This is a genomic window from Streptomyces venezuelae (assembly GCF_008642275.1).
Taxonomy (GTDB): domain Bacteria; phylum Actinomycetota; class Actinomycetes; order Streptomycetales; family Streptomycetaceae; genus Streptomyces; species Streptomyces venezuelae_E.
Genome location: NZ_CP029189.1, coordinates 1171443 through 1195203, shown reverse-complemented (window position 1 = coordinate 1195203; position 23761 = coordinate 1171443). Strand labels below are relative to the sequence as shown.

The 23761-nt window shown below is 71.7% G+C and carries 5 protein-coding genes (1 of these 5 running past the window's edge); 4 read left to right on the top strand and 1 reads right to left on the bottom strand.

Features of this window, described 5'->3' with window-relative positions; genetic code table 11:
* Positions 1-12: 12 nt before the first annotated feature.
* A complete protein-coding gene (locus tag DEJ51_RS04670; protein WP_223835667.1) occupies positions 13-1317 on the bottom strand; it encodes a sensor histidine kinase in 1305 nt (434 codons plus the stop codon).
* A gap of 157 nt (positions 1318-1474) precedes the next feature.
* Here DEJ51_RS04670 and DEJ51_RS04665 point away from each other — a divergent pair, with 157 nt between their 5' ends.
* From DEJ51_RS04665 to DEJ51_RS04650, 4 genes are all read left to right on the top strand, one after another.
* Positions 1475-2074: a hypothetical protein gene (locus DEJ51_RS04665; RefSeq protein ID WP_190620209.1), complete on the top strand. Its 600-nt coding sequence runs from the start codon at positions 1475-1477 to the stop codon at positions 2072-2074.
* Between the two features lie 42 nt (positions 2075-2116).
* Positions 2117-2617 (top strand): PH domain-containing protein, encoded by a 501-nt coding sequence (locus tag DEJ51_RS04660; RefSeq protein ID WP_150256426.1) that lies wholly within the window; start codon positions 2117-2119, stop codon positions 2615-2617.
* Positions 2614-4158, top strand: a complete 1545-nt coding sequence (locus DEJ51_RS04655) for a PH domain-containing protein (RefSeq protein ID WP_150256425.1) — start codon at positions 2614-2616, stop codon at positions 4156-4158. The genes DEJ51_RS04660 and DEJ51_RS04655 overlap by 4 nt, the downstream gene beginning before the upstream one ends.
* 283 nt (positions 4159-4441) lie before the next feature.
* Positions 4442-23761: the 5' portion of a type I polyketide synthase gene (locus DEJ51_RS04650; RefSeq protein WP_223835666.1), read on the top strand. 15108 nt of this gene lie beyond the right edge of the window; only the first 19320 of its 34428 coding nucleotides appear in the window; it begins with the start codon at positions 4442-4444; the stop codon falls past the right edge of the window.

The window sequence follows — 23761 nt, the reverse complement described above, 5'->3', positions numbered from 1 at the left end:
ATCGGGCCGCGCTCACTCACCGGCCGGCTCCTGCTCCACCGGGCCCAGCGGCACCAGCACCTCGATGGCCGTGCCCGTCCCCGGGCCGCTGCTGAACTCTGCCATTCCGCCGATCTCCTCCACCCGGGCACGCATCCCGCGCAGCCCGAAGCCGCTCTGCCCGCCGCCCTCCGCTTCCCGCGGGGCGTCCGGCGAAGTGTCCAACGCGAAACCGGCGCCGTCGTCGCGGACCACGAGCCGTACCGCGTCCGGCGCGTACGCCACCAGCACGTCCACCCTACGGGCGCCCCGCGCGTGCTTGCGCACGTTGGCGAACGCCTCCTGCGCGGAACGCAGCAGCACCACGTTCACCGCCATCGGCAGCGGCTGTTCCTCGCCCCGCGCCGTGCACCGCACGACCAGACTCGTCTCCTCCCGGAGCAAGTCCGCCTGCCGGCGCACGGCCTGCACCAGCGAACTCTCCCGCAAGGGCGGCGGAGTCAGCGCCGAGACGAAACCGCGGGCCTCCGCCAAGCTGTCCTGGGCGACCCGCCCGGCCAGCCCGAGCCGGCTGCGGGCCCGCTCCGGGCGGGCCACCAGGTCCGACTCCGCGGCCTGCACCAGGCCGATGATACTGGTCAGGCTCTGCGCCAGCGTGTCGTGGATCTCCCGCGCGAGCCGCTCCCGCTCCGCGGAGATCCCCGCCTGGCGCGACAGCCGGGCCTCCCGCTCGCGGCTCTGCCGCAACTCGGCGATCAGCTCCGCCCGGTCGGCACTCTGCCGCACCACCCGCGTGATCCACAGGCCGAGCAGCACCGACAGCGCGATCCCGAGCAGCGAGATCGGCAGCACCGACAGGATGTGCGGGTCGAACTCCCCGCCCCGCAGCCACACCACCGTCACCGGCCACAGGTTCGCCAGCACCACCAGCACGATCGCGGGCGGCGTCGACAGGCTCATCATCAGCATCGGCACCACCGCGAACAGCGCGAAGGAAGCCGCCAGATCGAGCAGACCGGCCGCGGCGAACAGCACGTACAGCCCGACGGAGAACACCACGCTCCGCCGGCCCTTCGACCGGTTCATCATCAGCCGTCGCCCCAGCCCCGCGTACCAGGGCACGATCAGGGTCAGCGCGCCGATGGACAGCGCCCGGTGGGTCTGGCTCTCGGCGGACGTGAAGAGCAGAATGACGGTGACGAGGTAGGAGATCGCGAAGTAGCCGTCCCACAGGCCGAACCAACGGCTCCCGGAATCGGGGCCGTAGCTCACGGCCGCCCGCGGGGCCGGCCCCTCACCCTTCGTCCCTGCCTGCGTCTCCTCGGGGTGTATGTGCACGGCACCAGTCCTACCACGCCCCCCGCACGTGTCCGTCGATCGGTTGACAGCCGGTCCCACCGATCGGTCGTCCCGCCACCCGCAGCACCCCGCCTACCGTGGAATCCAGGAAGAAGCGCGGGACTTCGAGGAATGCGGGAAGGGCGGGTTCGGGCACGTGGGCCAGTTCACGACGGCACTCATCACCTGCGGGTCGATCCTGGCCGTCATCCTCACGACGGATTCCGGCAACCGGCGCATCACCGCCGTGAGGACCGCGGCCCCCACACTGGTGGCCGTCCTCGCCGTCGCCGCCTGCGTGGACTCCTTCCCGACTGCGGGCAACGACATGTCGCTGCACCTCGCCGGGATCGGGGTCGGGGCCATATGCGGCCTCGTCGCGAGCTCCCTGCTCGGCGCCCACAGCGACCGGGCCGGGGACATCCGCAGCACCGGCGGACCCGGGCACGCGGCGGTCTGGACCCTGCTGTGCGCCGGCCAGATCCTCTTCGCCTACGGGTGCGAACACTGGTTCGGCGCACGCATGACCCGGTTCACCACCGACTACCAGCTCAGCGGCAGCGACGTCCTCATCAGCTCGCTCGCCCTGATGTCGCTGTCGATGGTGACGGCCCGCACCGCGGTGCTGCAGTCCCGGTTGCGGGCCGTCCGGGCCGCCACCGTCCCCGTGCCCGTCCCCGTCGCCGATGCCGCGCCCGACGACGACACCGATGCCGAGACCGACCACGCTCACCGACGACAGCGCGGCACGAGTTGACCGGCGAGATCCACCAACCGTTTCAGGAACAAGGGTGAAGCAGTGGTAGACAACCAAGAACTGAGGCTCCGTCCGCCTCACAACCGCCTCGAGAGCCGCGCCGTCGGCTGGTGGACCCTCCAGGCGTCCCTCTTCGCCCTGCCGCTCCCGCTCGTCTTCGGCGTGCTCTGGCTCACCATCGCACCGGCCCGGTTCGTCTTCGGCCCGCTCTTCCTCGTCGCCGTCGTCCCCGGACTCCTCTACATGGGCGTCATGCCGATATGGCGCTACCGGGTCCACCGCTGGGAGGTGACCGACGAGGCCGTCTACGCCGCCTCCGGCTGGCTCTGGCAGCGCTGGCGGGTCGTCCCCCTCTCCCGCGTCCAGACCGTCGACATGCTCCGGGGCCCGCTCCAGCAGCTGTTCAAGCTCTCCGGGATCACCGTCACCAGCGCTTCCTCCGCCGGCGCCGTGAAGATCAAGGGGCTCGACCACGGCACCGCCACCGAACTCGTGCAACACCTCACCCGGTCCACCCAGGCCGTGCCCGGAGACGCCACATGAGCCCCGACACCGCGGTCCGGCACACCACGGACCGGGCCCCCGAAGACACCTGGGGGCGCCTCAACCCCCGCCTGATCCTCGTCAACCTGAGCGTGGTCGCCGCGCCCCTGGCCACCTTCGGCGCCACCACCGCCCTCGCCGGCGGCAAGGTCACCCTCCAGGTCCTCATCACCTGCGCCTCGTTCCTCATCACCTGCCTCGTCATCTCCGGCATCAGCCTGATGCGGTACTTCACCACGCGCTACCGGATCACCGGCGACCGCGTGGAACTCCACAAGGGGTACTTCTTCCGCAGCGAGCGCTCCGTCCCCGTCGACCGCATCCGCAGCGTCGACCTGACCGGCAAACCCCTCCACCGGATCTTCGGCCTCACCTCCCTGAAGGTCGCCACCGGCGACCAGGGCTCCGCCTCCGGCGGCCTCTCCCTGGACGGCCTCGCCGTCCGCGACGCCGTAGCCCTCCACCAGCAGCTCGGCGAACTCCGCCAGGCCCGCCACGGGCTCGCCCCCGCCGACACCACCGCCGACACCACCGTCGCCGCACTCGACTGGGCCTGGCTGCGCTACGCCCCCCTGACCCTCTGGGGCGTCGGCGGCGTCTTCATCGCCGTCGGAAGCGTCTACCGCACCCTGCACGAGATGAAGATCGACCCGCTGGAACTGGGCATCGTCAAGGACATCGAGGCCCGCTTCGGCTCCGTACCCCTGTGGTACGGCATCCTCGTCACCCTCCTCGTCATCGCCGTCATCGGCGTCCTCGGCTCCACCGCCACCTTCATCGAGGGCTGGGGCGGCTACCGCCTCGACCGCGACGAACCGGGCATGATCCGCGTCCGCCGCGGCCTGCTCATCACCCGCTCCGTCAGCATCGAGGAACAGCGTCTGCGCGGCGCCGAAGTCGCAGAACCCCTCCTGCTGCGCTGGGCCAGGGGCGCCCGGGTCAAGGCCGTCGCCAGCGGCCTCGGCGACGAGGACGAGAACAGCAGCCGCAGCCGCCTCACCCCGCCCGTCCCCGTCGCCCTGGCCCGCCAGATCGCCGCCGACGTCCTGCGCGAGACCGTCTCCCCGACGACCGCCGCCGACCTCACCGCCCACCCCCGGGCCGCCCTGCGCCGCAGGATCAACCGCGCCCTGATCTGGGCCGCCCTGCTCGCCGCTCCGTTCGTGGGCCTCGGGCTGTGGCTCACCCCGGTCCTCGTCCACACCGGCTGGATCACGGCCGTCGTGCTCTTCCTCATCGGCACCGCCTTCGCCTACGACGCCTACCGCAGCCTCGGCCACGCCCTGCACGGCCCCTACCTCGTCACCCGCGCCGGCACCTTCACCCGCCGCACCGTCGCCTTCCAGCGGGACGGCATCATCGGCTGGTCGATCACCCGGTCCGCCTTCCAGCGCCGGGCCGGACTGCTCACCCTGGGCGCCGCCACCGCCGCGGGCAACGGTGTCTACAAGGTCCGCGACATACGGGTATCCGACGGCCTCACCTTCGCCGAGGAGGCCGTACCCGGCCTGCTGGCGCCGTTCATCGAACGCCGCTCCTAGACCAACTGGCGAACCCCCGGGAGGAGGAGGGGCGGTCCCCGCGACCGCCCCTCCTCCTCCGTTTCTCCCTTTCCCCGCCCATGATTTATGCTTCGGAATTCTTGCAATTCTCCGCGTACCGAGGGCATCATGATTCGGTTGCGCCCGCAGAGTCGCCCAACACCCCGACAAAGGAACCCGAATAGGGGCCCCTAGGGGAGCGATAGGGGTTTCTGCGCCAACTCCTCCGTGCCAGGGTCGTCACTGGTCTCAGGTTTCTGTGCACGGAGTGATGGAGCGCACGATGTTGAACGATTCCCAGGATTTCGCAGCCGAAATCGACGGCGCCTCCGAGGCGGGCGGAACCCAGGGTGGAACCGACAGCGTCACCGCCGCCGACCTCCGGGAAGGCTGGCGCGAGCGCCTCGCCGGGCTGACCCCGGACGAACAGCACACCGAGCTCCTCGACTGGGTCTCCGCGCTGGTCACCGCCGCCATGCGCGACTCCGCGCCGGCCACCCTCGACCCGCACCGCTCCTTCCTCGACCTCGGCTTCGACTCCCTCGCCGCCGTCGACCTGCACGCCCGGCTCGTGGCCGGAACGGGCCTGCTCCTGCCCGTCACCCTGGCCTTCGACCACCCCACCCCGAACCACCTCGCCCGCCGTATCCACACGCAGCTGCTGGGACTGACCGCCCCCGCCGAAGCCCCCGTCACCGCCGCGACCAGCAGCGACGAACCGATCGCCATCGTCGGCATCGGCTGCCGCTTCCCCGGCGGCGTGCATTCCCCGGAAGCACTCTGGGAACTCGTCGCCGACGGCACCGACGCCATTTCGGAATTCCCCACCGGACGCGGCTGGAACCTCGACTCCCTGTACGACGCCGACCCCGACAGGTCCGGCACCACGTACACGCGCGAAGGCGGATTCCTCCACGACGCCGACGAATTCGACGCCGACTTCTTCGGAATATCCCCGCGCGAGGCCCTCGCCATGGACCCCCAGCAGCGCCTGCTGCTGGAGACCTCCTGGGAGGCGTTCGACCGAGCCGGCCTCGACCCCGCCGGACTCCGCGGCGGCCAGGTCGGCGTGTTCGTCGGCGCCGAGACCCAGGAATACGGCCCCCGCCTCGAAGACGCCGCGGACGGCTTCGAGGGCTACCTCGTCACCGGCAACGCCGCGAGCGTCGCCTCCGGCCGCATCGCCTACACCTTCGGCTTCGAAGGCCCCACGGTCACCGTCGACACCGCCTGCTCCTCCTCCCTCGCCGCCCTGCACCTCGCCGTCCAGGCCCTGCGCACCGGCGAATGCTCCCTGGCCCTCGCCGGCGGTGTCGCGATCATGGCGAGCCCCGGCTCCTTCGTCTCCTTCAGCCGCCAGCGCGGCCTCGCCGCCGACGGCCGCTGCAAGCCCTTCGCGGCCGCCGCCGACGGCACCGCCTGGGGCGAGGGCGTCGGCATGCTCGTCGTCGAGCGCCTCTCCGACGCCCGCCGCAACGGCCACCAGGTCCTCGCCGTCGTCCGCGGCACCGCGATCAACCAGGACGGCGCCAGCAACGGCCTCACCGCCCCCAGCGGCCCCGCCCAGCAGCGCGTCATCCGCCAGGCCCTCGCCAACGCCGGCCTGACCCCCGCCGACGTGGACGCCGTCGAAGCCCACGGCACGGGCACGAAGCTCGGCGACCCGATCGAAGCCCAGGCGCTACTGGCCACGTACGGCCAGGACCGCCCGGAGGACCGACCGCTGCGACTCGGCTCCCTGAAGTCCAACATCGGCCACACCCAGGCCGCCGCCGGTGTCGCCGGCGTCATCAAGATGGTCATGGCCATGCACCACGGGGTGCTGCCCAAGACCCTCCACGTCGACGCGCCGACCCCGCACGTCGACTGGGAGGCCGGAGCCGTCTCCCTGCTGACCGAGGCCGTCGACTGGCCGGCCTCGCCGGACGCCCCGCGCCGGGCCGGCATCTCGTCGTTCGGCATGAGCGGCACCAACGCCCACGCCATCATCGAAGAGCCGGAGCCGGCGCACACAGGTGCGCCGGAAGACGACTCCACCGCCAAGCCCGCGCACGGGACGGCGCAACTGCCCGGCCCCCTGCCCGGCCTCCTGCCCTGGGCCCTGTCCGCCAAGACCCCCGAGGCCCTGCGCGCCGCAGCCCGACGCCTCGGAGACTGGATCGACACCCACCCGGACGCCACCCCCCTCGACCTCGGTCACTCCCTGGCGGCCACCCGAGGCCGCTTCGGCCACCGCGCCGTGCTCCTCGGCGACGACCGCACCGCCCTCCAGCACGCCCTGCGCTCCCTCGCCGACGGGACCGACGCACCCGCCGTCGTCCACGGCACCCCGGCCACCGGCCGCTCCGCAGTCCTCTTCACCGGCCAGGGCAGCCAGCGCCTCGGCATGGGCCGCGAGCTGTACCAGTCCCACCCGGTGTTCGCGGACGCCCTCGACAACGCCGCCTGGTACCTGAACGAACAGCTCGAACTCCCGCTGCTCGACGTCCTGTTCGCCACCGAAGGCACCCCCGCCGCAGCCCTCCTGCACCAGACCGCATACACCCAGCCGGCCCTCTTCGCGATCGAGGTGGCGCTGTTCCGCCTCGTCGAGTCCTGGGGAATGCGGCCGTCGTTCGTGGCCGGCCACTCCGTCGGTGAGATCGCCGCCGCGCACGTCGCGGGCGTCTTCTCGCTGGAGGACGCGTGTGCGCTGGTCGCCGCGCGCGGTCGGCTGATGCAGGCGCTGCCGGGCGGTGGCGCCATGATCGCCGTCCAGGCCGCGGAGGGCGAGGTCCTGCCGCTCCTGACGGCGGACCGGGTCAGCATCGCCGCCGTCAACGGACCGCAGGCCGTCGTGATCGCCGGCGACGAGGACGCGGCTGTCGCCGTCGCCGAGGCCTTCGAGGCCCAGGGCCGCAAGACCAAGCGCCTCACCGTCAGCCACGCCTTCCACTCCCCGCACATGGACGGCATGCTCGACGAGTTCCGCCGCGTCGCGCAGGTCCTGGAGTACGGCACCCCCACCCTGCCCGTCGTCTCCCTCCTCACCGGCACCACGGCCACCGCCGCCGAACTGGCCGATCCCGAGCACTGGGTCCGGCACGTCCGCGACGCCGTCCGCTTCCTCGACGGCGTACGCACCCTGCGGGCCCGCGGCGCCGACTCCTTCCTCGAACTCGGCCCCGACCCCGTCCTCACGGCCCTGGCCCAGGACTGCCTCCCCGTCGCCACCGACACGCAGGACGCCACGACAGCGGCACCCGTCTTCGCCGCCGGACTGCGCGCGGGCCGCCCTGAGGCAGCCACCCTGCTCGACGCCGTCGCCCGGATGTTCGTCCAGGGCTCGGACGTGGACTGGGCCGCCTTCTACGCCGGTACGGGCGCGCAGCGGGTGGAGCTGCCGACGTACCCCTTCCAGCGCCGGCGGTACTGGATGAACGCCCGCCCCGAGGCCGCCGGGCAGAACGCCGCCGGGCCGCGCGGGACCGACCCCGCCGACAGCGAGTTCTGGGACGCCGTCGAACACGAGGACGTGGCCGCGCTGGCCGCCACCCTCGAACTGGACGCGGACGGAGACCAGCCCCTGAGCGAGGTGGTCCCGGCCCTGTCGGCGTGGCGCCGCAGGGCACGCACCCAGTCCGAGGTCGACGGCTGGCGGTACCGGGTGTCGTGGAAGCCGCTGACGGTGGCGTCCGCGGGTGTGCTGGACGGTGAGTGGCTGGTCGTGGTGCCGGCTGCGGGTGTGGGTGTGGATGACGCGGCTGTCGTCGGGGCGTTGGGCTCTGGGGTGCGCCGGGTTGTGGTGGAGCCGGGTACGGACCGTGCTGGGTTGGCCGAGTTGCTGGCTGGTGCCGGTGCCGGTGCCGGTGCCGGTGCTGGTTCGGTGGCTGGTGTGGTGTCGTTGCTGGCGCTGGATGAGGCTGCGGGTGTTGTGCCGACGGCTGTTCTGGTGCAGGCGTTGGGTGATGCCGGGGTTCGGGCGCCGTTGTGGTGCCTGACGCGTGGTGCTGTGAGTGTGGGTCGTTCGGACCGTCTGGTGTCTGCGGTTCAGGCGCAGGTGTGGGGTCTGGGTCGGGTGGCTGCGCTTGAGGTTCCCGAGCGCTGGGGCGGTCTGGTCGATCTGCCCGAGGTGTGCGACGAGCGGGCCATGGGCCGGCTGGTTGCGGTCCTGGGTGGTGTCGAGGATCAGGTTGCGGTCCGGTCGTCCGGTGTGTTCGGTCGTCGTCTGGTGCGTGCGCCTCGGGCCGAGGGTTCCTGGTCACCGTCCGGGACGGTTCTGGTGACCGGTGGGACCGGTGCGCTGGGTGGCCGGGTGGCTCGTTGGCTCGCCGGTGCCGGGGTTGAGCGTCTGGTGCTGACCAGCCGCCGTGGGCCGGATGCTCCTGGTGTGGCTGAGCTGGTCGCCGAGCTGGGTGTCGATGTGTCCGTCGTTGCTTGTGATGCTTCGGACCGGGAGGCTCTGCGGGAGCTGCTGGCCGCCGAAGCGGAAACGCTGACCGCGGTCGTGCACACGGCTGGTGTGCTGGATGACGGGGTGCTGGACGCGCTGACGCCGGAGCGGTTCGAGAGCGTGCTGCGGGCGAAGGCCGTCTCGGCGCTGAACCTGCACGAGCTGACGGTTGAGCTGGGTGTCGAGCTCGACGCTTTCGTTCTCTTCTCCTCGATGAGTGGGTCGATCGGTGCGGCCGGTCAGGCCAACTATGCAGCTGCGAATGCCTCCTTGGATGCTCTGGCTGAGCAGCGGCGGGCGGCCGGGCTGGTCGCGACCTCGCTCGCTTGGGGTCCGTGGGCCGAGGGCGGCATGGCCGCCGACGAGGCGATGGATGCGCGGATGCGGCGCGAGGGCGTGCCGCCGATGGCGCCCGACTCGGCAATCACCGCTCTGGTGCAGGCCGTTGGTACCACCGAAGCCGCCCTGACCGTCGCGGACATCGACTGGGAGCGCTTCTCCGCCGTCGTGGCGGCGGTCCGCCCCAACCCCTCGGTCGCCGACTTCACGCACCGACCCGCTGCCGCCGTCACCGGTCACGGGATCGTGGTCACCGGCGCCGACGTCGTCGGAGGGGTGTTCGCGAAGCTGGCCGGGCTGCCCCGGGCCGAACAGGAACGCGAGCTGCTCGGCATGGTCCGTACCCACGTCGCCGCGGTCCTCGGCCACGACGACGCGCAGGCGGTGGGTGCGGAGCGCGCCTTCAAGGACCTCGGCTTCGACTCCCTGGCCGCCGTCGACCTCCGCAACCGACTCGGCGCGGCCACCGCGCTCCAGCTCCCCACCACCCTCGTCTACGACCACCCCACGGCCTCGGCCCTCGCGGAGTACCTGCGCGGGGAGCTGATGGGCGCCGCTCCCGAGGCCGACGCCTCCTCGGACCGTGCCGTCGCGGCCGACGAGGACCCGATCGCCATCGTGGCCATGAGCTGCCGCTTCCCCGGCGGCGTGCGGACGCCGGAGCAGCTCTGGCGCCTCCTCTCGGAGGGCGCGGACGCCGTCGCCGAGTTCCCCGCCGACCGCGGCTGGGACCTGGACCGGCTCCACGCGGCCGACCCGGAGCAGCCCGGGACCTCGTACACCAGCGAGGGCGGATTCCTCTACGACGTGGCGGACTTCGACGCCGACTTCTTCGGCATCTCGCCCCGCGAAGCGCTCGCGATGGACCCGCAGCAGAGGCTGCTGCTGGAGACCTCCTGGGAGACCTTCGAGCGCGCCGGCATCGACCCTGCCGCGCTCAAGGGCAGCCGCGCCGGTGTCTTCGTCGGCACCAACGGACAGGACTACCTCTCCCTGGTCGCGGGCGCCGCCGAGGGCCTGGAAGGGCACGTCGGTACGGGCAACGCGGCGAGCGTCGTCTCCGGCCGCATCTCGTACGTCTTCGGCCTCGAAGGCCCGGCGATCACGGTCGACACGGCCTGCTCGTCCTCGTTGGTCGCCCTGCACCTGGCCGTTCAGGCCCTGCGGCAGGGCGAGTGCACCCTGGCGCTCGCCGGTGGTGTCACCGTCATGTCCACCCCGGACGCGTTCGTCGACTTCAGCCGTCAGCGTGGTCTGGCGGAGAACGGCCGGATCAAGGCGTTCGCGGCTTCGGCCGATGGCACCGGCTGGGGTGAGGGTGTCGGCATGCTGCTCGTCGAGCGGCTGTCGGACGCCCGTCGCAACGGGCACCCGGTGCTCGCGGTGGTCCGGGGCTCGGCGATCAACCAGGACGGTGCGAGCAACGGGCTCACCGCCCCGAACGGTCCGTCCCAGCAGCGGGTGATCCGGGCGGCCCTGGCGAGTGCCGGGCTGTCGGCCGCCGACGTCGACGCCGTCGAGGCCCACGGCACGGGCACGCGGCTCGGCGACCCCATCGAGGCGCAGGCGCTGCTGGCCACCTACGGGCAGGAGCGCCCCGACGGCCGACCGCTGTTGCTGGGATCCATCAAGTCGAACATCGGTCACACGCAGGCCGCGGCCGGTGTCGCCGGTGTGATGAAGATGGTTTTGGCGATGCAGCACGGGCTGCTCCCGCAGACCCTGCACGTCGACGAGCCCACGCCGTTCGTGGACTGGTCGGCCGGTGACGTCGAGCTGCTGACCGAGCCGCGCGCGTGGCCCGGGACGGTCCGCCCGCGCCGGGCTGGTGTGTCCTCCTTCGGCCTGAGCGGTACGAACGCCCACACGATCATCGAGGAGGCCCCGCAGCTCGACGGCGAGACAACGGGAGCCGGTCACCGGACCGGGACGGGGATCGCAACCTCCGTCCTGCCGTTCGTCGTCAGCGGCAAGGGAACGGACGCGCTGCGCGCCCAGGCCGAACAGCTCGTGTCCTGGCTCGCCGAGAACCCGCGGGCCACTGCCGCCGACGTCGCGCACTCCCTCGCGGCCGGACGGTCCGCACTCGACACCCGGGCCGTGCTGGTCGCGCAGAACACCGACCGCGAGGAGCTGCTCACCGGACTGCGCGCCCTCGCGGCAGGCGAGCAGGTGCCGGGTCTGACCCGGGGCACGGTGTCCGGGGGCGGACTGGCCTTCCTGTTCACGGGGCAGGGCAGCCAGCGGCCGGGCATGGGCCGTGAGCTGTACGACGCCTTTCCCGCCTTCGCGGACGCGCTGGACGCGGTGTGTGCCCGCTTCGACCTGGAGGTGCCGCTGAAGGACGTGCTGTTCGGCGGCGATGCGGAGCTGCTGGACCGTACGGAGTACGCGCAGCCCGCGCTGTTCGCGGTCGAGGTGGCGCTGTTCCGGCTCGTGGAGAGCTGGGGCGTGGTCCCGGACTTCCTGTCGGGGCACTCCGTGGGCGAGATCGCTGCCGCGCACGTCGCGGGCGTCTTCTCGCTGGATGACGCGTGTGTGCTGGTGGCGGCTCGTGGCCGGCTGATGCAGGCGCTGCCGGGTGGTGGCGTGATGATCGCCCTCCAGGCTTCGGAGGACGAGGTCCTGCCGCTGCTGACCGATCGCGTGAGCATCGCTGCCGTCAACGGGCCTCAGTCGGTGGTCATCGCCGGTGACGAGGATGTGGCGACGGCGATCGTGGACGCTTTCGCGGGGCGGAAGAGCAAGCGGCTCGTCGTCAGCCATGCGTTCCACTCGCCGCGCATGGACGGGATGCTGGACGACTTCCGTGAGGTCGTGGCGGGGCTGTCGTTCGCGGCTCCGCGGATCCCGGTCGTCTCCAACCTGACCGGTGCGCTGGTCTCGGATGAGATGGGTTCGGTCGAGTTCTGGGTGCGGCACGTCCGGGAGGCGGTTCGCTTCCTCGATGGTGTGCGGGCGCTTGAGGCCGCGGGGGTGACGACGTACGTCGAACTCGGGCCGGACGGCGTGCTGTCGGCGCTGGCTCAGGAGTGCGTGACGGGCGAAGCGACTGCCGGGTTCATGCCGGTGCTGCGTGCCGGTCGTGCGGAGGCGGAGACCGCGGTGGCGGCTCTGGCTCAAGCGTACGTGCGCGGTGTGGCCGTGGACTGGTCCGCCTTCCTGGCCGGCGCGGGTGCCGCTCGGGTGGAGCTGCCGACGTACGCCTTCCAGCGCCGCCGCTACTGGCCCGAGGCCACCCTGTCGAGCAGCGGTTCGGCCCCCGTTCAGGCGGTCGGCGCGGTGGACGCCCGGTTCTGGGACGCGGTCGAGCGCGGCGATCTCGCCTCGCTGGTCGCGGAGCTGGAGGTCGACGACGACGCGCGCTTCAGTGAGCTCGTCCCCGCACTGTCGGCATGGCGCCGCCAGGCGCAGGAGCAGGAACAGGTCGACGGCTGGCGGTACCGGGTGTCGTGGAAGCCGCTGACGGCGGCGTCCGCGGGTGTGCTGGACGGTGAGTGGCTGGTCGTGGTGCCGGCTGCGGGTGTGGGTGTGGATGACGCGGCTGTCGTCGGGGCGTTGGGCTCTGGGGTGCGCCGGGTTGTGGTGGAGCCGGGCATGGACCGTGCTGGTCTTGCCGGTCTGCTGGCTGGTGCTGGTTCGGTGGCTGGTGTGGTGTCGTTGCTGGCGCTGGATGAGGCTGCGGGTGTTGTGCCGACGGCTGGTCTGGTGCAGGCGTTGGGTGATGCCGGGGTTCGGGCGCCGTTGTGGTGCCTGACGCGTGGCGCGGTGAGTGTGGGTCGTTCGGACAAGCTCGTGTCGCCTGTTCAGGCGCAGGTGTGGGGTCTGGGTCGGGTCGCGGCGCTGGAGGTTCCCGAGCGCTGGGGCGGTCTCGTTGACCTGCCTGGGGTGTGGGACGAGCGGGCCATGGGCCGGCTGGTTGCCGTTCTGGGTGGTGTCGAGGACCAGGTGGCGGTGAGGTCGTCTGGGGTCTTCGGTCGTCGTCTGGTGCGTGCTGCCAGGGCTGAGGGTTCCTGGTCGCCGTCCGGGACGGTTCTGGTGACTGGTGGGACGGGTGCGCTGGGTGGTCGGGTGGCTCGTTGGCTCGCCGGTGCCGGGGTTGAGCGTCTGGTGCTGACCAGTCGGCGGGGCCTGGATGCTCCTGGTGTGGCTGAGCTGGTGGCTGAGCTGGGTGTCGATGTGTCCGTCGTTGCTTGTGATGCTTCGGACCGGGAGGCTCTGCGGGAGCTGCTGGCCGCCGAGGCCGAAACGCTGACCGGGGTGGTGCACACGGCTGGTGTGCTGGACGACGGGGTCCTGGACGCGCTGACGCCGGAGCGGTTCGAGAGCGTGCTGCGCGCCAAGGCCACCTCCGCACTCAACGTGCACGAGCTGACGGTCGAACTCGGCATCGAGCTCGACGCTTTCGTCCTCTTCTCCTCCATGAGCGGCACGATCGGTGCGGCCGGTCAGGCCAACTACGCCGCCGCCAACGCCTACCTGGACGCCCTCGCCGAGCAGCGGCGGGCGGCCGGGCTGGCCGCGACCTCCCTCGCCTGGGGTCCCTGGGCCGAGGGCGGCATGGCCGCCGATGAGGCTCTCGGAGCCCGGATGCGCCGGGACGGCGTACCGCCCATGAGCGCGAGCGCGGCGATCCGTGCCCTCGGCCAGGCCGTGGTCGGCAAGGACGCCTCCCTCACCGTGGCCGACGTCGTCTGGGAGCAGTACCTCTCCGGCCACACCGCTGTCCGGGGCAGCACCCTCTTCGACGAGCTCAGCGAGGTCCGCGCGACCCGCTCGGCCGCCGAGGCCCGTACTGACCGGGCTGCGTCCGCGCAGGCCGACGGCCCCCTCACCCTCGGCGCGCGGCTCTCCGCGCTCGCCCCCGCCGAGCAGGTACGCGAGCTGCTCGGCATGGTCCGTAGGCACGTCGCCGCAGTCCTCGGGCACGCCGGTGCCGACGCGGTCGGCGCGGAGCGTGCCTTCAAGGAACTCGGCTTCGACTCGCTCACCGCGGTCGAGCTGCGCAACCGCCTGAACGCGGCCACCGAGCTGCGCCTGCCCGTCACCCTCGTCTACGACTACCCGACCTCCGCCGCTCTCGCCGAGTACCTCCGTGAGGAGCTGGTAGGCAGCGTCCCCGTCGCCGGCGCCATGCTCCCCGTCGCCTCCGCCGTCGACGGCGACCCGATCGCCATCGTCGCCATGAGCTGCCGCTTCCCCGGCGGGGTCAGCACCCCTGAGGCCCTCTGGGAGCTGCTCGCACAGGGTACGGACGCGGTCGACGCCTTCCCGGCCGACCGCGGCTGGAACCTGGACCGCCTCTACAGCCCCGACCCGGACCAGCCGGGGACTTCGTACACCCGTGAAGGCGCTTTCGTCGCAGGGGCGGCCGACTTCGACGCGGACTTCTTCGGAATCTCCCCGCGTGAGGCCCTCGCGATGGACCCGCAGCAGCGCCTGCTGCTGGAGACCTCCTGGGAGGCTTTCGAGCGGGCCGGCATCGACCCGACGTCGCTGCGCGGAAGCCGCGCCGGTGTCTTCGTCGGCACCAACGGCCAGGACTACCTCTCCCTCATCACCCGCGACCAGGACGGCCTCGAAGGGCACGTGGGTACGGGCAACGCGGGCAGCGTCATGTCCGGGCGCGTCTCCTACGTCTTCGGACTGGAGGGTCCGGCGGTCACCGTCGACACCGCCTGCTCGTCCTCGCTGGTCGCGCTGCACTGGGCGATCCAGGCGCTGCGCGGCGGCGAGTGCTCGCTGGCACTCGCGGGCGGTGTGACGGTCATGTCGACGCCGGAGAACTTCATCGACTTCAGCCGTCAGCGTGGTCTGGCTGAGGACGGCCGGATCAAGGCGTTCGCGGCTGCGGCGGACGGTACGGGCTGGGGTGAGGGTGTCGGCATGCTGCTCGTCGAGCGGCTCTCCGATGCCCGTCGCAACGGGCACCCGGTACTGGCGGTGGTCCGGGGCTCGGCGATCAACCAGGACGGCGCGAGCAACGGCCTGACCGCCCCGAACGGCCCCTCGCAGCAGCGCGTCATCCGCCAGGCGCTGGCGAGTGCCGGGCTGTCGGCCGCCGACGTGGACGCCGTGGAGGCCCACGGCACGGGTACGAAGCTGGGCGACCCGATCGAGGCGCAGGCCCTGCTGGCCACCTACGGGCAGGACCGCGAGGACGGCCGACCGCTGCTCCTCGGCTCAGTGAAGTCCAACATCGGTCACACGCAGGCCGCTGCCGGTGTCGCCGGTGTGATGAAGATGGTGCTGGCGATGCAGCACGGGCTGCTCCCGCAGACCCTGCACGTCGACGGTCCCACCCCCCACGTCGACTGGTCTGCGGGCGAGGTCGAGCTGCTGACCGAGCAGCGGGCCTGGCCCGAGACCGGCCGCCCGCGCCGAGCGGGAATCTCCTCCTTCGGCATCAGCGGAACCAACGCCCACACCATCATCGAGCAAGCTCCCCAGGGCGACGGCGACGGCGACGGCGACGGCGACGGGGCGCAGCCGGTCGGACGACTCTCGGGTCTCCGCGTCCTGCCGTACCTGCTCTCCGGCAGGACCCCCGAGGCCGTCCGGGCACAGGCTGCCGCGCTCGCCGCGCACCTCGACTCCGCGGTTGAGGCCGCCGACGTGGCCTTCTCGCTGGCCACGAGCCGCGCGCACCTGGACCACCGGGCGGCCGTGGTGCTTGCGGCCGAGGGCGTCCAGGAGCTGCGCGAAGCCCTGACGGGCATCGCGTCAGGGGAGACGCCGGCGCAGACCGCCACGGGTGCCGTCGGTGACGGTCGTACGGCCTTCCTGTTCACGGGGCAGGGCAGTCAGCGGCTGGGCGCGGGGCGTGAGCTGTACGAGGCCTTCCCCGTCTTCGCGGACGCGCTGGATGCGGTGTGTGCCCGCTTCGACCTGGAGGTGCCGCTGAAGGACGTGCTGTTCGGCGGCGATGCGGAGATGCTGGACCGTACGGAGTACACCCAGCCGGCCCTGTTCGCCGTCGAGGTGGCCCTGTTCCGCCTCGTCGAGAGCTGGGGCCTGCGGCCGGACTTCCTCTCAGGCCACTCCATCGGCGAGATCGCCGCCGCGCACGTCGCGGGCGTCTTCTCGCTGGAGGACGCGTGCTCGCTGGTGGCGGCTCGGGGCCGGTTGATGCAGGCGTTGCCGTCCGGTGGTGTGATGGTCGCGGTGCAGGCGTCGGAGGACGAGGTCCTGCCGCTGCTGACCGATCGCGTGAGCATCGCTGCGGTCAACGGGCCGACCTCGGTCGTGATCGCGGGTGACGAGGATGCCGCGCTGGACGTCGTAGAGGCCTTCGCCGACCGGAAGAGCAAGCGTCTGACGGTCAGTCACGCGTTCCACTCGCCGCACATGGACGGCATGCTGGATGACTTCCGTGAGGTGGTGGCGGGGCTGGAGTTTGCCGCTCCGCGGATCCCGGTCGTGTCCAACCTGACTGGTGCGCTGGTCTCGGACGAGATGGGTTCGGCGGAGTTCTGGGTGCGGCACGTCCGCGAGGCGGTTCGCTTCCTCGATGGTGTGCGGGCGCTTGAGGCCGCCGGTGTGACGACGTACGTCGAACTCGGCCCGGACGGCGTCCTGTCCGCGATGGCGCAGCACTGCCTGACCGGTGACGCGGACGCCCGCTTCGTGCCGGTCCTGCGCTCCGGGCGCGGCGAGGCCGAGACCTGCGCGGCGGCCCTGGCCCAGGCCCACGTGCGCGGAGTCACGGTCGACTGGTCCGCATTCTTCGCCGGTACCGGTGTCCGGCGTGTCGATCTGCCGACGTATGCCTTCCAGCGCAGGCGGTTCTGGCCGAGTGCGATGGCGTTCGTGGCCGGGGACCCGGAGTCCATCGGTCTGGGCGATGCGGCGCACCCCCTGCTGGGCGCGGCCGTGACGCCGGCTGACTCGGACGGGGTACTGCTCGCCGGTCGTCTTTCGCTCGACACCCACCCGTGGATCGCCGACCACACGATCCTGGGCGGTGTGTTGCTTCCGGGTACCGCGTTCGTGGATCTGGCGGTGCGTGCGGGTGATGAGGTCGGCTGTGATGTGGTGGAGGAGCTGACGCTGGAGGCGCCGTTGGTGCTGCCGGAGCGTGGAGGCGTTCAGCTCCAGTTGGTGGTCGAGGCGCCGGTGGAGTCGGGCCGTCGGCCGTTCGGCGTGTACTCGCGTCGTCAGGAAGGGGCGGGGGACGAAGCGTGGACCCGGCACGGCTCGGGCGTCCTCGCCACCGGAGCCCGGCCCGAGCCCTCGCAGGAGTTCGACGACCTCGCGAACTGGCCGCCGGCCGGCGCCGTGCCGGTCGACATCGACGGGCTCTACGAGGAACTGGCGCGGGAGGGCGTCGCGTACGGCCCGTTGTTCCAGGGGTTGAAGGCGGCGTGGCGTCGGGGTGGTGTGCTGTTCACCGAGGTGGTTCTGCCGGAGGACGGTCAGCGGGATGCGGCGCGGTTCGGGCTGCATCCGGCGCTGCTGGATGCCGGTCTGCACGCCATCGGGCACGGTGACACGGGTGGGGCGGCGGCCGGCGCACTGCTGCCGTTCTCGTGGACGGGGGTGTCGCTGTACGCGGTTGGTGCGTCGGCGCTGCGGATGCGTCTGACGCCGAACTCGGCGGAGGACCCGCACAGCCTGGCGCTTCTGGTGGCCGACGAGGCCGGCCGTCCCGTCGCCTCCGTGGAGTCGCTGGTACTGCGGCCCGCTTCCGCGGAGCAGGTGAGCGCGGCTGGTGCCGGGCATGTCGAGTCGCTGTTCCGGGTGGAGTGGCTGCCTGCGCCGGTGGTTCCTGCGTCTGCTGCCGGTCTGCGGTGGGCGGTGCTGGGCGGTCGCGACGAGATCGGGCTGGCGGGGACGGGTGCTCAGGTCTCCGAGTACGCGAGTGTGGCCGCTCTGGCCATGGCGCTGGATGCCGGTGAGTCCGTGCCGGATGCGGTGTTCGTGCTGCCTGCCGTTGGCCAGGAGGTCGCTGATGGTGCTGGGGTGGTCCATGCGGCGGTGAATGCGGCGCTGGTGATGGTTCAGGAGTGGCTGGCTGAGGCTCGGTTGGCGGGGTCGCGGCTGGTGTGGGTGTCGGCTGGTGCGGTGGCGGTCGAGGCCGGTGCTGGGGTGAGGGATCTGCCGGGCAGTGCGGTGCGGGGTCTGCTGCGCTCGGCGCAGTCGGAGAACCCGGGCCAGCTGGTGATGGTGGATCTGGACGCCGACGCGGTGTCGGTGGCGGCGCTTCCGGCGGCGCTGGCGGTGGGTGAGCCGGAACTCGCGGTCCGCGGAGGTGTGGTCAGCGTGCCGCGCCTGGTCCGCGTACCCGCCTCGGCGGTTGTGGAGGCCACCGAGCTGCCGACCGGCTTCGGTGACCCGTCCGGCACGGTGCTCGTCACCGGAGGCACCGGTGACCTGGGACGGCTCTTCGCCCGCCACCTCGCCACCGAGTACGGGGTACGGAACCTGCTGCTGGTCAGCCGTCGCGGTGCCGCGGCCGAGGGCGCGGAAGAACTGGTCGCGGAACTGGCCGGACTCGGCGCCAAGGCGGAACTCGTCGCCTGTGATGTGGCGGACCGGGAGGCGTTGGCGGGGTTGTTGGCGGGGATTCCTGCGGAGTTCCCGTTGCGGGGTGTGGTGCATACGGCTGGTGTGCTGGATGACGGTGTGTTGGGTGCGTTGACTGCGGAGCGGGTTGTGGGGGTGTTGCGTCCGAAGGTGGATGCGGCGTGGAACCTGCATGAGCTGACGCGGGGGATGGGTCTGTCGGCGTTCGTGTTGTTCTCGGGTGCTGCGGCTGCGTTCGGTGCGGCGGGTCAGGCGAACTATGCGGCGGCGAACGCGTTCCTGGAGGGGTTGGCGGAGCGGCGGCGGGCCGAGGGTCTGCCGGCGGTGTCGCTGGCCTGGGGCCTGTGGGCCCCGCAGGCGGGCAGCAACGGTGGCATGGCCGGTCAGCTCGACGAGGTCGACCTGCGGCGTATCGCGCGGGACGGCGTCGGAGCCCTGACGGGCCACGAGGGCCTGGCGCTGTTCGATGCGGCGTTGACGGTGGATGCGGCGGTGTTGGTGCCGATGCATCTGGATGTGGCGGTGTTGCGGGCTCGGGCGGTGTCGTCGGGTTCGACTCCGGCGTTGCTGCGGGCTCTGGTGCGGGTTCCGGCGCGGCGTGCGGTGGAGCGTCGGGGTTCGGGTTCGGGTGCGGGCGGTGAGGGTGGTTCGCCGTTGGTGGCGCGGCTGCTGGGTGTGCCGGTGGCCGAGCGTGAGGGTGTGCTGCTGGATCTGGTGTGTGGTCGGGTCGCTGCGGTTCTGGGGCATGGCGGTGCGGGGGCGGTGGATGCGGAGCGTGCGTTCCGTGATCTGGGCTTCGATTCGCTGACGGCTGTGGAGCTGCGGAACGATCTGAAGGCGGAGACGGGGCTGCGGCTGGCGCCGACTCTGGTGTTCGACTACCCGACGCCGGTGGCGCTGGCGCGGCACCTGCTCGCCGAACTCGCCGTCGACGACCAGCCTGCCGCACAGGACGCGGCGCGGGATCTGCGTGCCCCGGTCCGTACGGCGGCCGGTGTCGCCGACGATCCGATCGTCATCGTCGGGATGGGCTGCCGCTTCCCCGGCGGGGTGAGGACCCCCGAGGACCTGTGGCAGCTGGTCGCCTCGGGTGCCGACGGGATCACCACGTTCCCGACGGACCGTGGTTGGGATGTCGAGGGGCTGTATCACCCGGATCCGGATCATGCGGGTACGTCGTACACGCGTGAGGGTGGTTTCCTGCACGAGGCGGCCGAGTTCGATGCGGGGTTCTTCGGGATCTCGCCGCGTGAGGCGCTGGCGATGGATCCGCAGCAGAGGCTGCTGCTGGAGACCTCGTGGGAGGCTTTCGAGCGGGCCGGTATCGACCCGACCTCCATGCGCGGCAGCCGCACCGGTGTCTTCGCCGGCGTGATGTACCACGACTACGTGACGGGCGTCGCCATCGGCGAAGGCGCCGGCGAGGGACTGCCGGAGGGCGTGGAGGGCTATCTCGGCACCGGCAACGCCGGCAGCATTGCTTCCGGCCGGATCGCCTACACCTTCGGCCTGGAGGGTCCGGCGGTCACGGTCGATACGGCGTGCTCGTCGTCCCTCGTGGCGCTGCACTGGGCGATCCAGGCACTGCGCAACGGCGAGTGCGACATGGCCCTGGCGGGTGGTGTCGCGATCATGGCGACCCCGGAGACGTTCGTCGACTTCAGCCGTCAGCGTGGTCTGGCGGCCGATGGCCGGTGCAAGTCGTTCGCGGACGCGGCGGACGGCACCGGCTGGGCCGAGGGTGCGGGCATGCTCCTGGTCGAGCGGCAGTCCGACGCCCTGCGTCACGGCCACCCTGTCCTGGCGGTGGTCCGTGGTTCGGCGGTGAACCAGGACGGTGCGAGCAACGGTCTGACCGCGCCGAACGGTCCTTCGCAGCAGCGGGTGATCCGTGAGGCGCTGGCCGGGGCCGGTCTGTCGGCTGCGGACGTGGATGCGGTGGAGGCGCACGGCACGGGCACGCGTCTGGGTGACCCGATCGAGGCGCAGGCGCTGCTGGCGACCTATGGGCAGGAGCGGCTGGACGGTCAGCCGCTGCTGCTGGGGTCGATCAAGTCGAACATCGGTCACACGCAGGCTGCCGCCGGTGTCGCGGGCGTCATCAAGATGATCATGGCGATGCGGCACGGCGTACTTCCCAAGACGCTTCACGTGGATGCGCCGTCGGCACAGATCGAATGGGAGGCCGGCGATGTCAGCCTGCTGACCGAGGCGGTGGCATGGCCGGAAACCGGCCGGGCACGTCGCGCGGGCATCTCCTCCTTCGGCATCAGCGGCACCAACGCCCACACGATCATCGAGCAGCCGCCGGTCGCGGCAGCCGTGGTCCAGCAGGACGAGACGGCCGCTCCGATGGCGGCCTGGGTGCTGTCCGCCAAGGGTGAGGAGGCCGTACGGGCGCAGGCCAGTCAGCTGCGGTCCTATCTGCTGGGCGCGCCTGAGCTGCGTCCGGTGGATGTGGCGTGGTCGCTGGTTTCCGGCCGGGCTCTGTTCGAGGACCGGGCGGCCGTGGTGGCCGCGGACCGTGAGGGTTTGCTGGCCGGGCTCGCCGCGCTCGCGGAGGGAGGCACCTCCGCGGGTGTGATCGAGGGCTCGCCGGTGGGTGGGAAGACCGCGTTCCTGTTCACCGGGCAGGGCAGTCAGCGCCTCGGGATGGGGCGTGAGCTGTATGACGCCTACCCGGTGTTCGCGGCCGCGTTCGACGCGGTGTGCGAGCGGCTTGAGCTCGAAGTCCCGCTGAAGGACGTCCTGTTCGGCGACGACGTGGCTCTGCTCGACGAGACGCGGTTCACTCAGCCGGCGCTGTTCGCGCTGGAGGTGGCGTTGTTCCGCCTTGTCGAGTCGTGGGGTGTGCGTCCGGACTTCCTGTCCGGTCACTCCGTGGGCGAGATCGCTGCTGCGCATGTGGCGGGTGTGTTCTCGCTGGAGGACGCGTGCACGCTGGTGGCGGCTCGTGGTCGTCTGATGCAGGCGCTGCCGGGTGGTGGCGTGATGATCGCCCTCCAGGCGTCGGAGGACGAGGTCCTGCCGCTGCTGACCGAGCGGGTGGGCATTGCTGCGGTCAACGGGCCCTCCTCGGTTGTGATCGCGGGTGACGAGGATGCCGCGCTGGGCATCGTAGAGGCCTTCGCTGACCGGAAGAGCCGGAGGCTGACGGTCAGTCATGCGTTCCACTCGCCGCACATGGACGGCATGCTGGACGCCTTCCGTGAGGTCGTGGCGGGGCTGGAGTTTGCCGCTCCGCGGATCCCGGTTGTCTCCAACCTGACCGGTGCGCTGGTCTCGGACGAGATGGGTTCGGCCGAGTTCTGGGTGCGGCACGTACGGGAGGCGGTTCGTTTCCTGGATGGTGTGCGGGCGCTTGAGGCCGTGGGTGTGACGACGTACCTGGAGCTGGGGCCCGGCGGCGTGCTCTCGGCGATTGGCCAGGACTGCGTGACGGATGAAGGCACGACCTTCGTGCCCGCCCTGCGGAACGGCCGTTCCGAAGCCGAGACCGTGGTTTCGGCCCTCGCTCAGGCGCATGTGCGGGGTGTGGCCGTCGACTGGGCTGCGTTCCTCGGCGGCGCGGGTGCCGGTCGGGTGGAACTGCCGACGTACGCGTTCCAGCGCCAGCGCTACTGGCTCCAGCTGGCGGCGGCCGCCCGCAGCGTTGCCGCCTACGACGCGGACTCCCGCTTCTGGGACGCGGTCGAGCGGGAGGACCTCGCGTCGCTCGTCGGCGCATTGGACGTCGAGGACGAAGGCGCCTGGAGCTCGGTCCTGCCCGCCCTGTCGGCGTGGCGCCGGGGTCTGCGGACCCAGTCCGAGGTGGACGGCTGGCGGTACCGGGTGTCGTGGAAGCCGCTGACGGAGGGCGCCGCGGGTGCCGGGCTGTCGGGTGAGTGGCTGGTGGTGGTGCCTGCCGCAGGTGTGGATGACACGGCTGTGGTGGAGGCTCTGGCCGGGCGCGGTGCCGAGGTGCGGCGGGTTGTGGTGGAGCCGGGTACGGACCGTGCTGGGCTGGCTGAGCTGCTGGCTGGTGCTGGTGCTGGTTCGGTGGCTGGTGTGGTGTCGTTGCTGGCGCTGGATGAGACCGGTGGGCTTGTTGCTACCGCTGGTCTGGTGCAGGCGCTGGGTGATGCCGGTCTGGCGGCGCCGCTGTGGTGCCTGACCTGCGGCGCGGTGAGTGTGGGCCGTTCGGACAAGCTCGTGTCGCCTGTTCAGGCGCAGGTGTGGGGTCTGGGCCGGGTCGCGGCGCTTGAGGTTCCCGAGCGCTGGGGTGGTCTGGTCGATCTGCCTGAGGTGTGGGACGAGCGGGCCATGGGCCGGCTGGTTGCCGTTCTGGGTGGTGTCGAGGACCAGGTGGCGGTGAGGTCGTCCGGTGTCTTCGGTCGTCGTCTGGTGCGTGCTGCCAGGGCGGAGGGTTCCTGGTCGCCGTCCGGGACGGTTCTGGTGACCGGTGGTACGGGTGCGCTGGGTGGCCGGGTCGCTCGTTGGCTCGCTGGTGCGGGTGTCGAGCGGTTGGTGCTGACCAGCCGACGGGGCCCGGATGCCCCTGGTGTCGCCGAGCTGGTGGCCGAGCTGGGTGTCGACGTGTCCGTCGTTGCTTGTGATGCTTCGGACCGGGAGGCGTTGCGAGAACTGCTGGCCGCCGAGGCCGACACGCTGACCGGTGTGGTGCATACGGCTGGTGTGCTGGACGACGGGGTCCTGGACGCGCTGACGCCGGAGCGGTTCGAGAGCGTGCTGCGGGCCAAGGCCGTCTCGGCGCTGAACCTGCACGAGCTGACGGTCGAACTCGGCATCGAGCTCGACGCCTTCGTCCTCTTCTCCTCCATGAGCGGCATGGTTGGTGCCCCAGGACAGGGCAACTACGCCGCTGCGAATGCCTACTTGGATGCTTTGGCTGAGCAGCGGCGGGCGGCTGGTCTGGCCGCGACCTCGCTCGCCTGGGGTCCGTGGGCCGAGGGCGGCATGGCCGCTGACGAGGTCTTGGATGCGCGGATGCGGCGTGAGGGTCTTCCGCCTATGGCGCCGGAGACGGCGATGGCCGTCCTGCGGCAGAGCGTGGGTGGGGTCGGTGATGCGGCTGCCTTGCTGGTGGCCGATGTGGCGTGGGAGCGCTTTGCACCCGCCTTCTCCGTGGTCCGCCCCAGCACCCTCTTCTCCGAGCTGCGGGAGGTCCTGGCGGCGACCACCACTTCTGCTCACCCCGCTGACGAGACCGGTGCCCCCACGGGCCGACTGGCTGGACTCGGTGCTGCCGAGCTGGAGCGGGAGCTGCTTGGGCTCGTTCGTACGCATGTGGCCGCGGTGCTGGGTCAT

Excerpts from the sequence above, each read along its gene's own strand:
- DEJ51_RS04655 (WP_150256425.1), top strand. The coding sequence starts at position 2,614 with ATGAGCCCCGACACCGCGGTCCGGCACACCACGGACCGGGCCCCCGAA.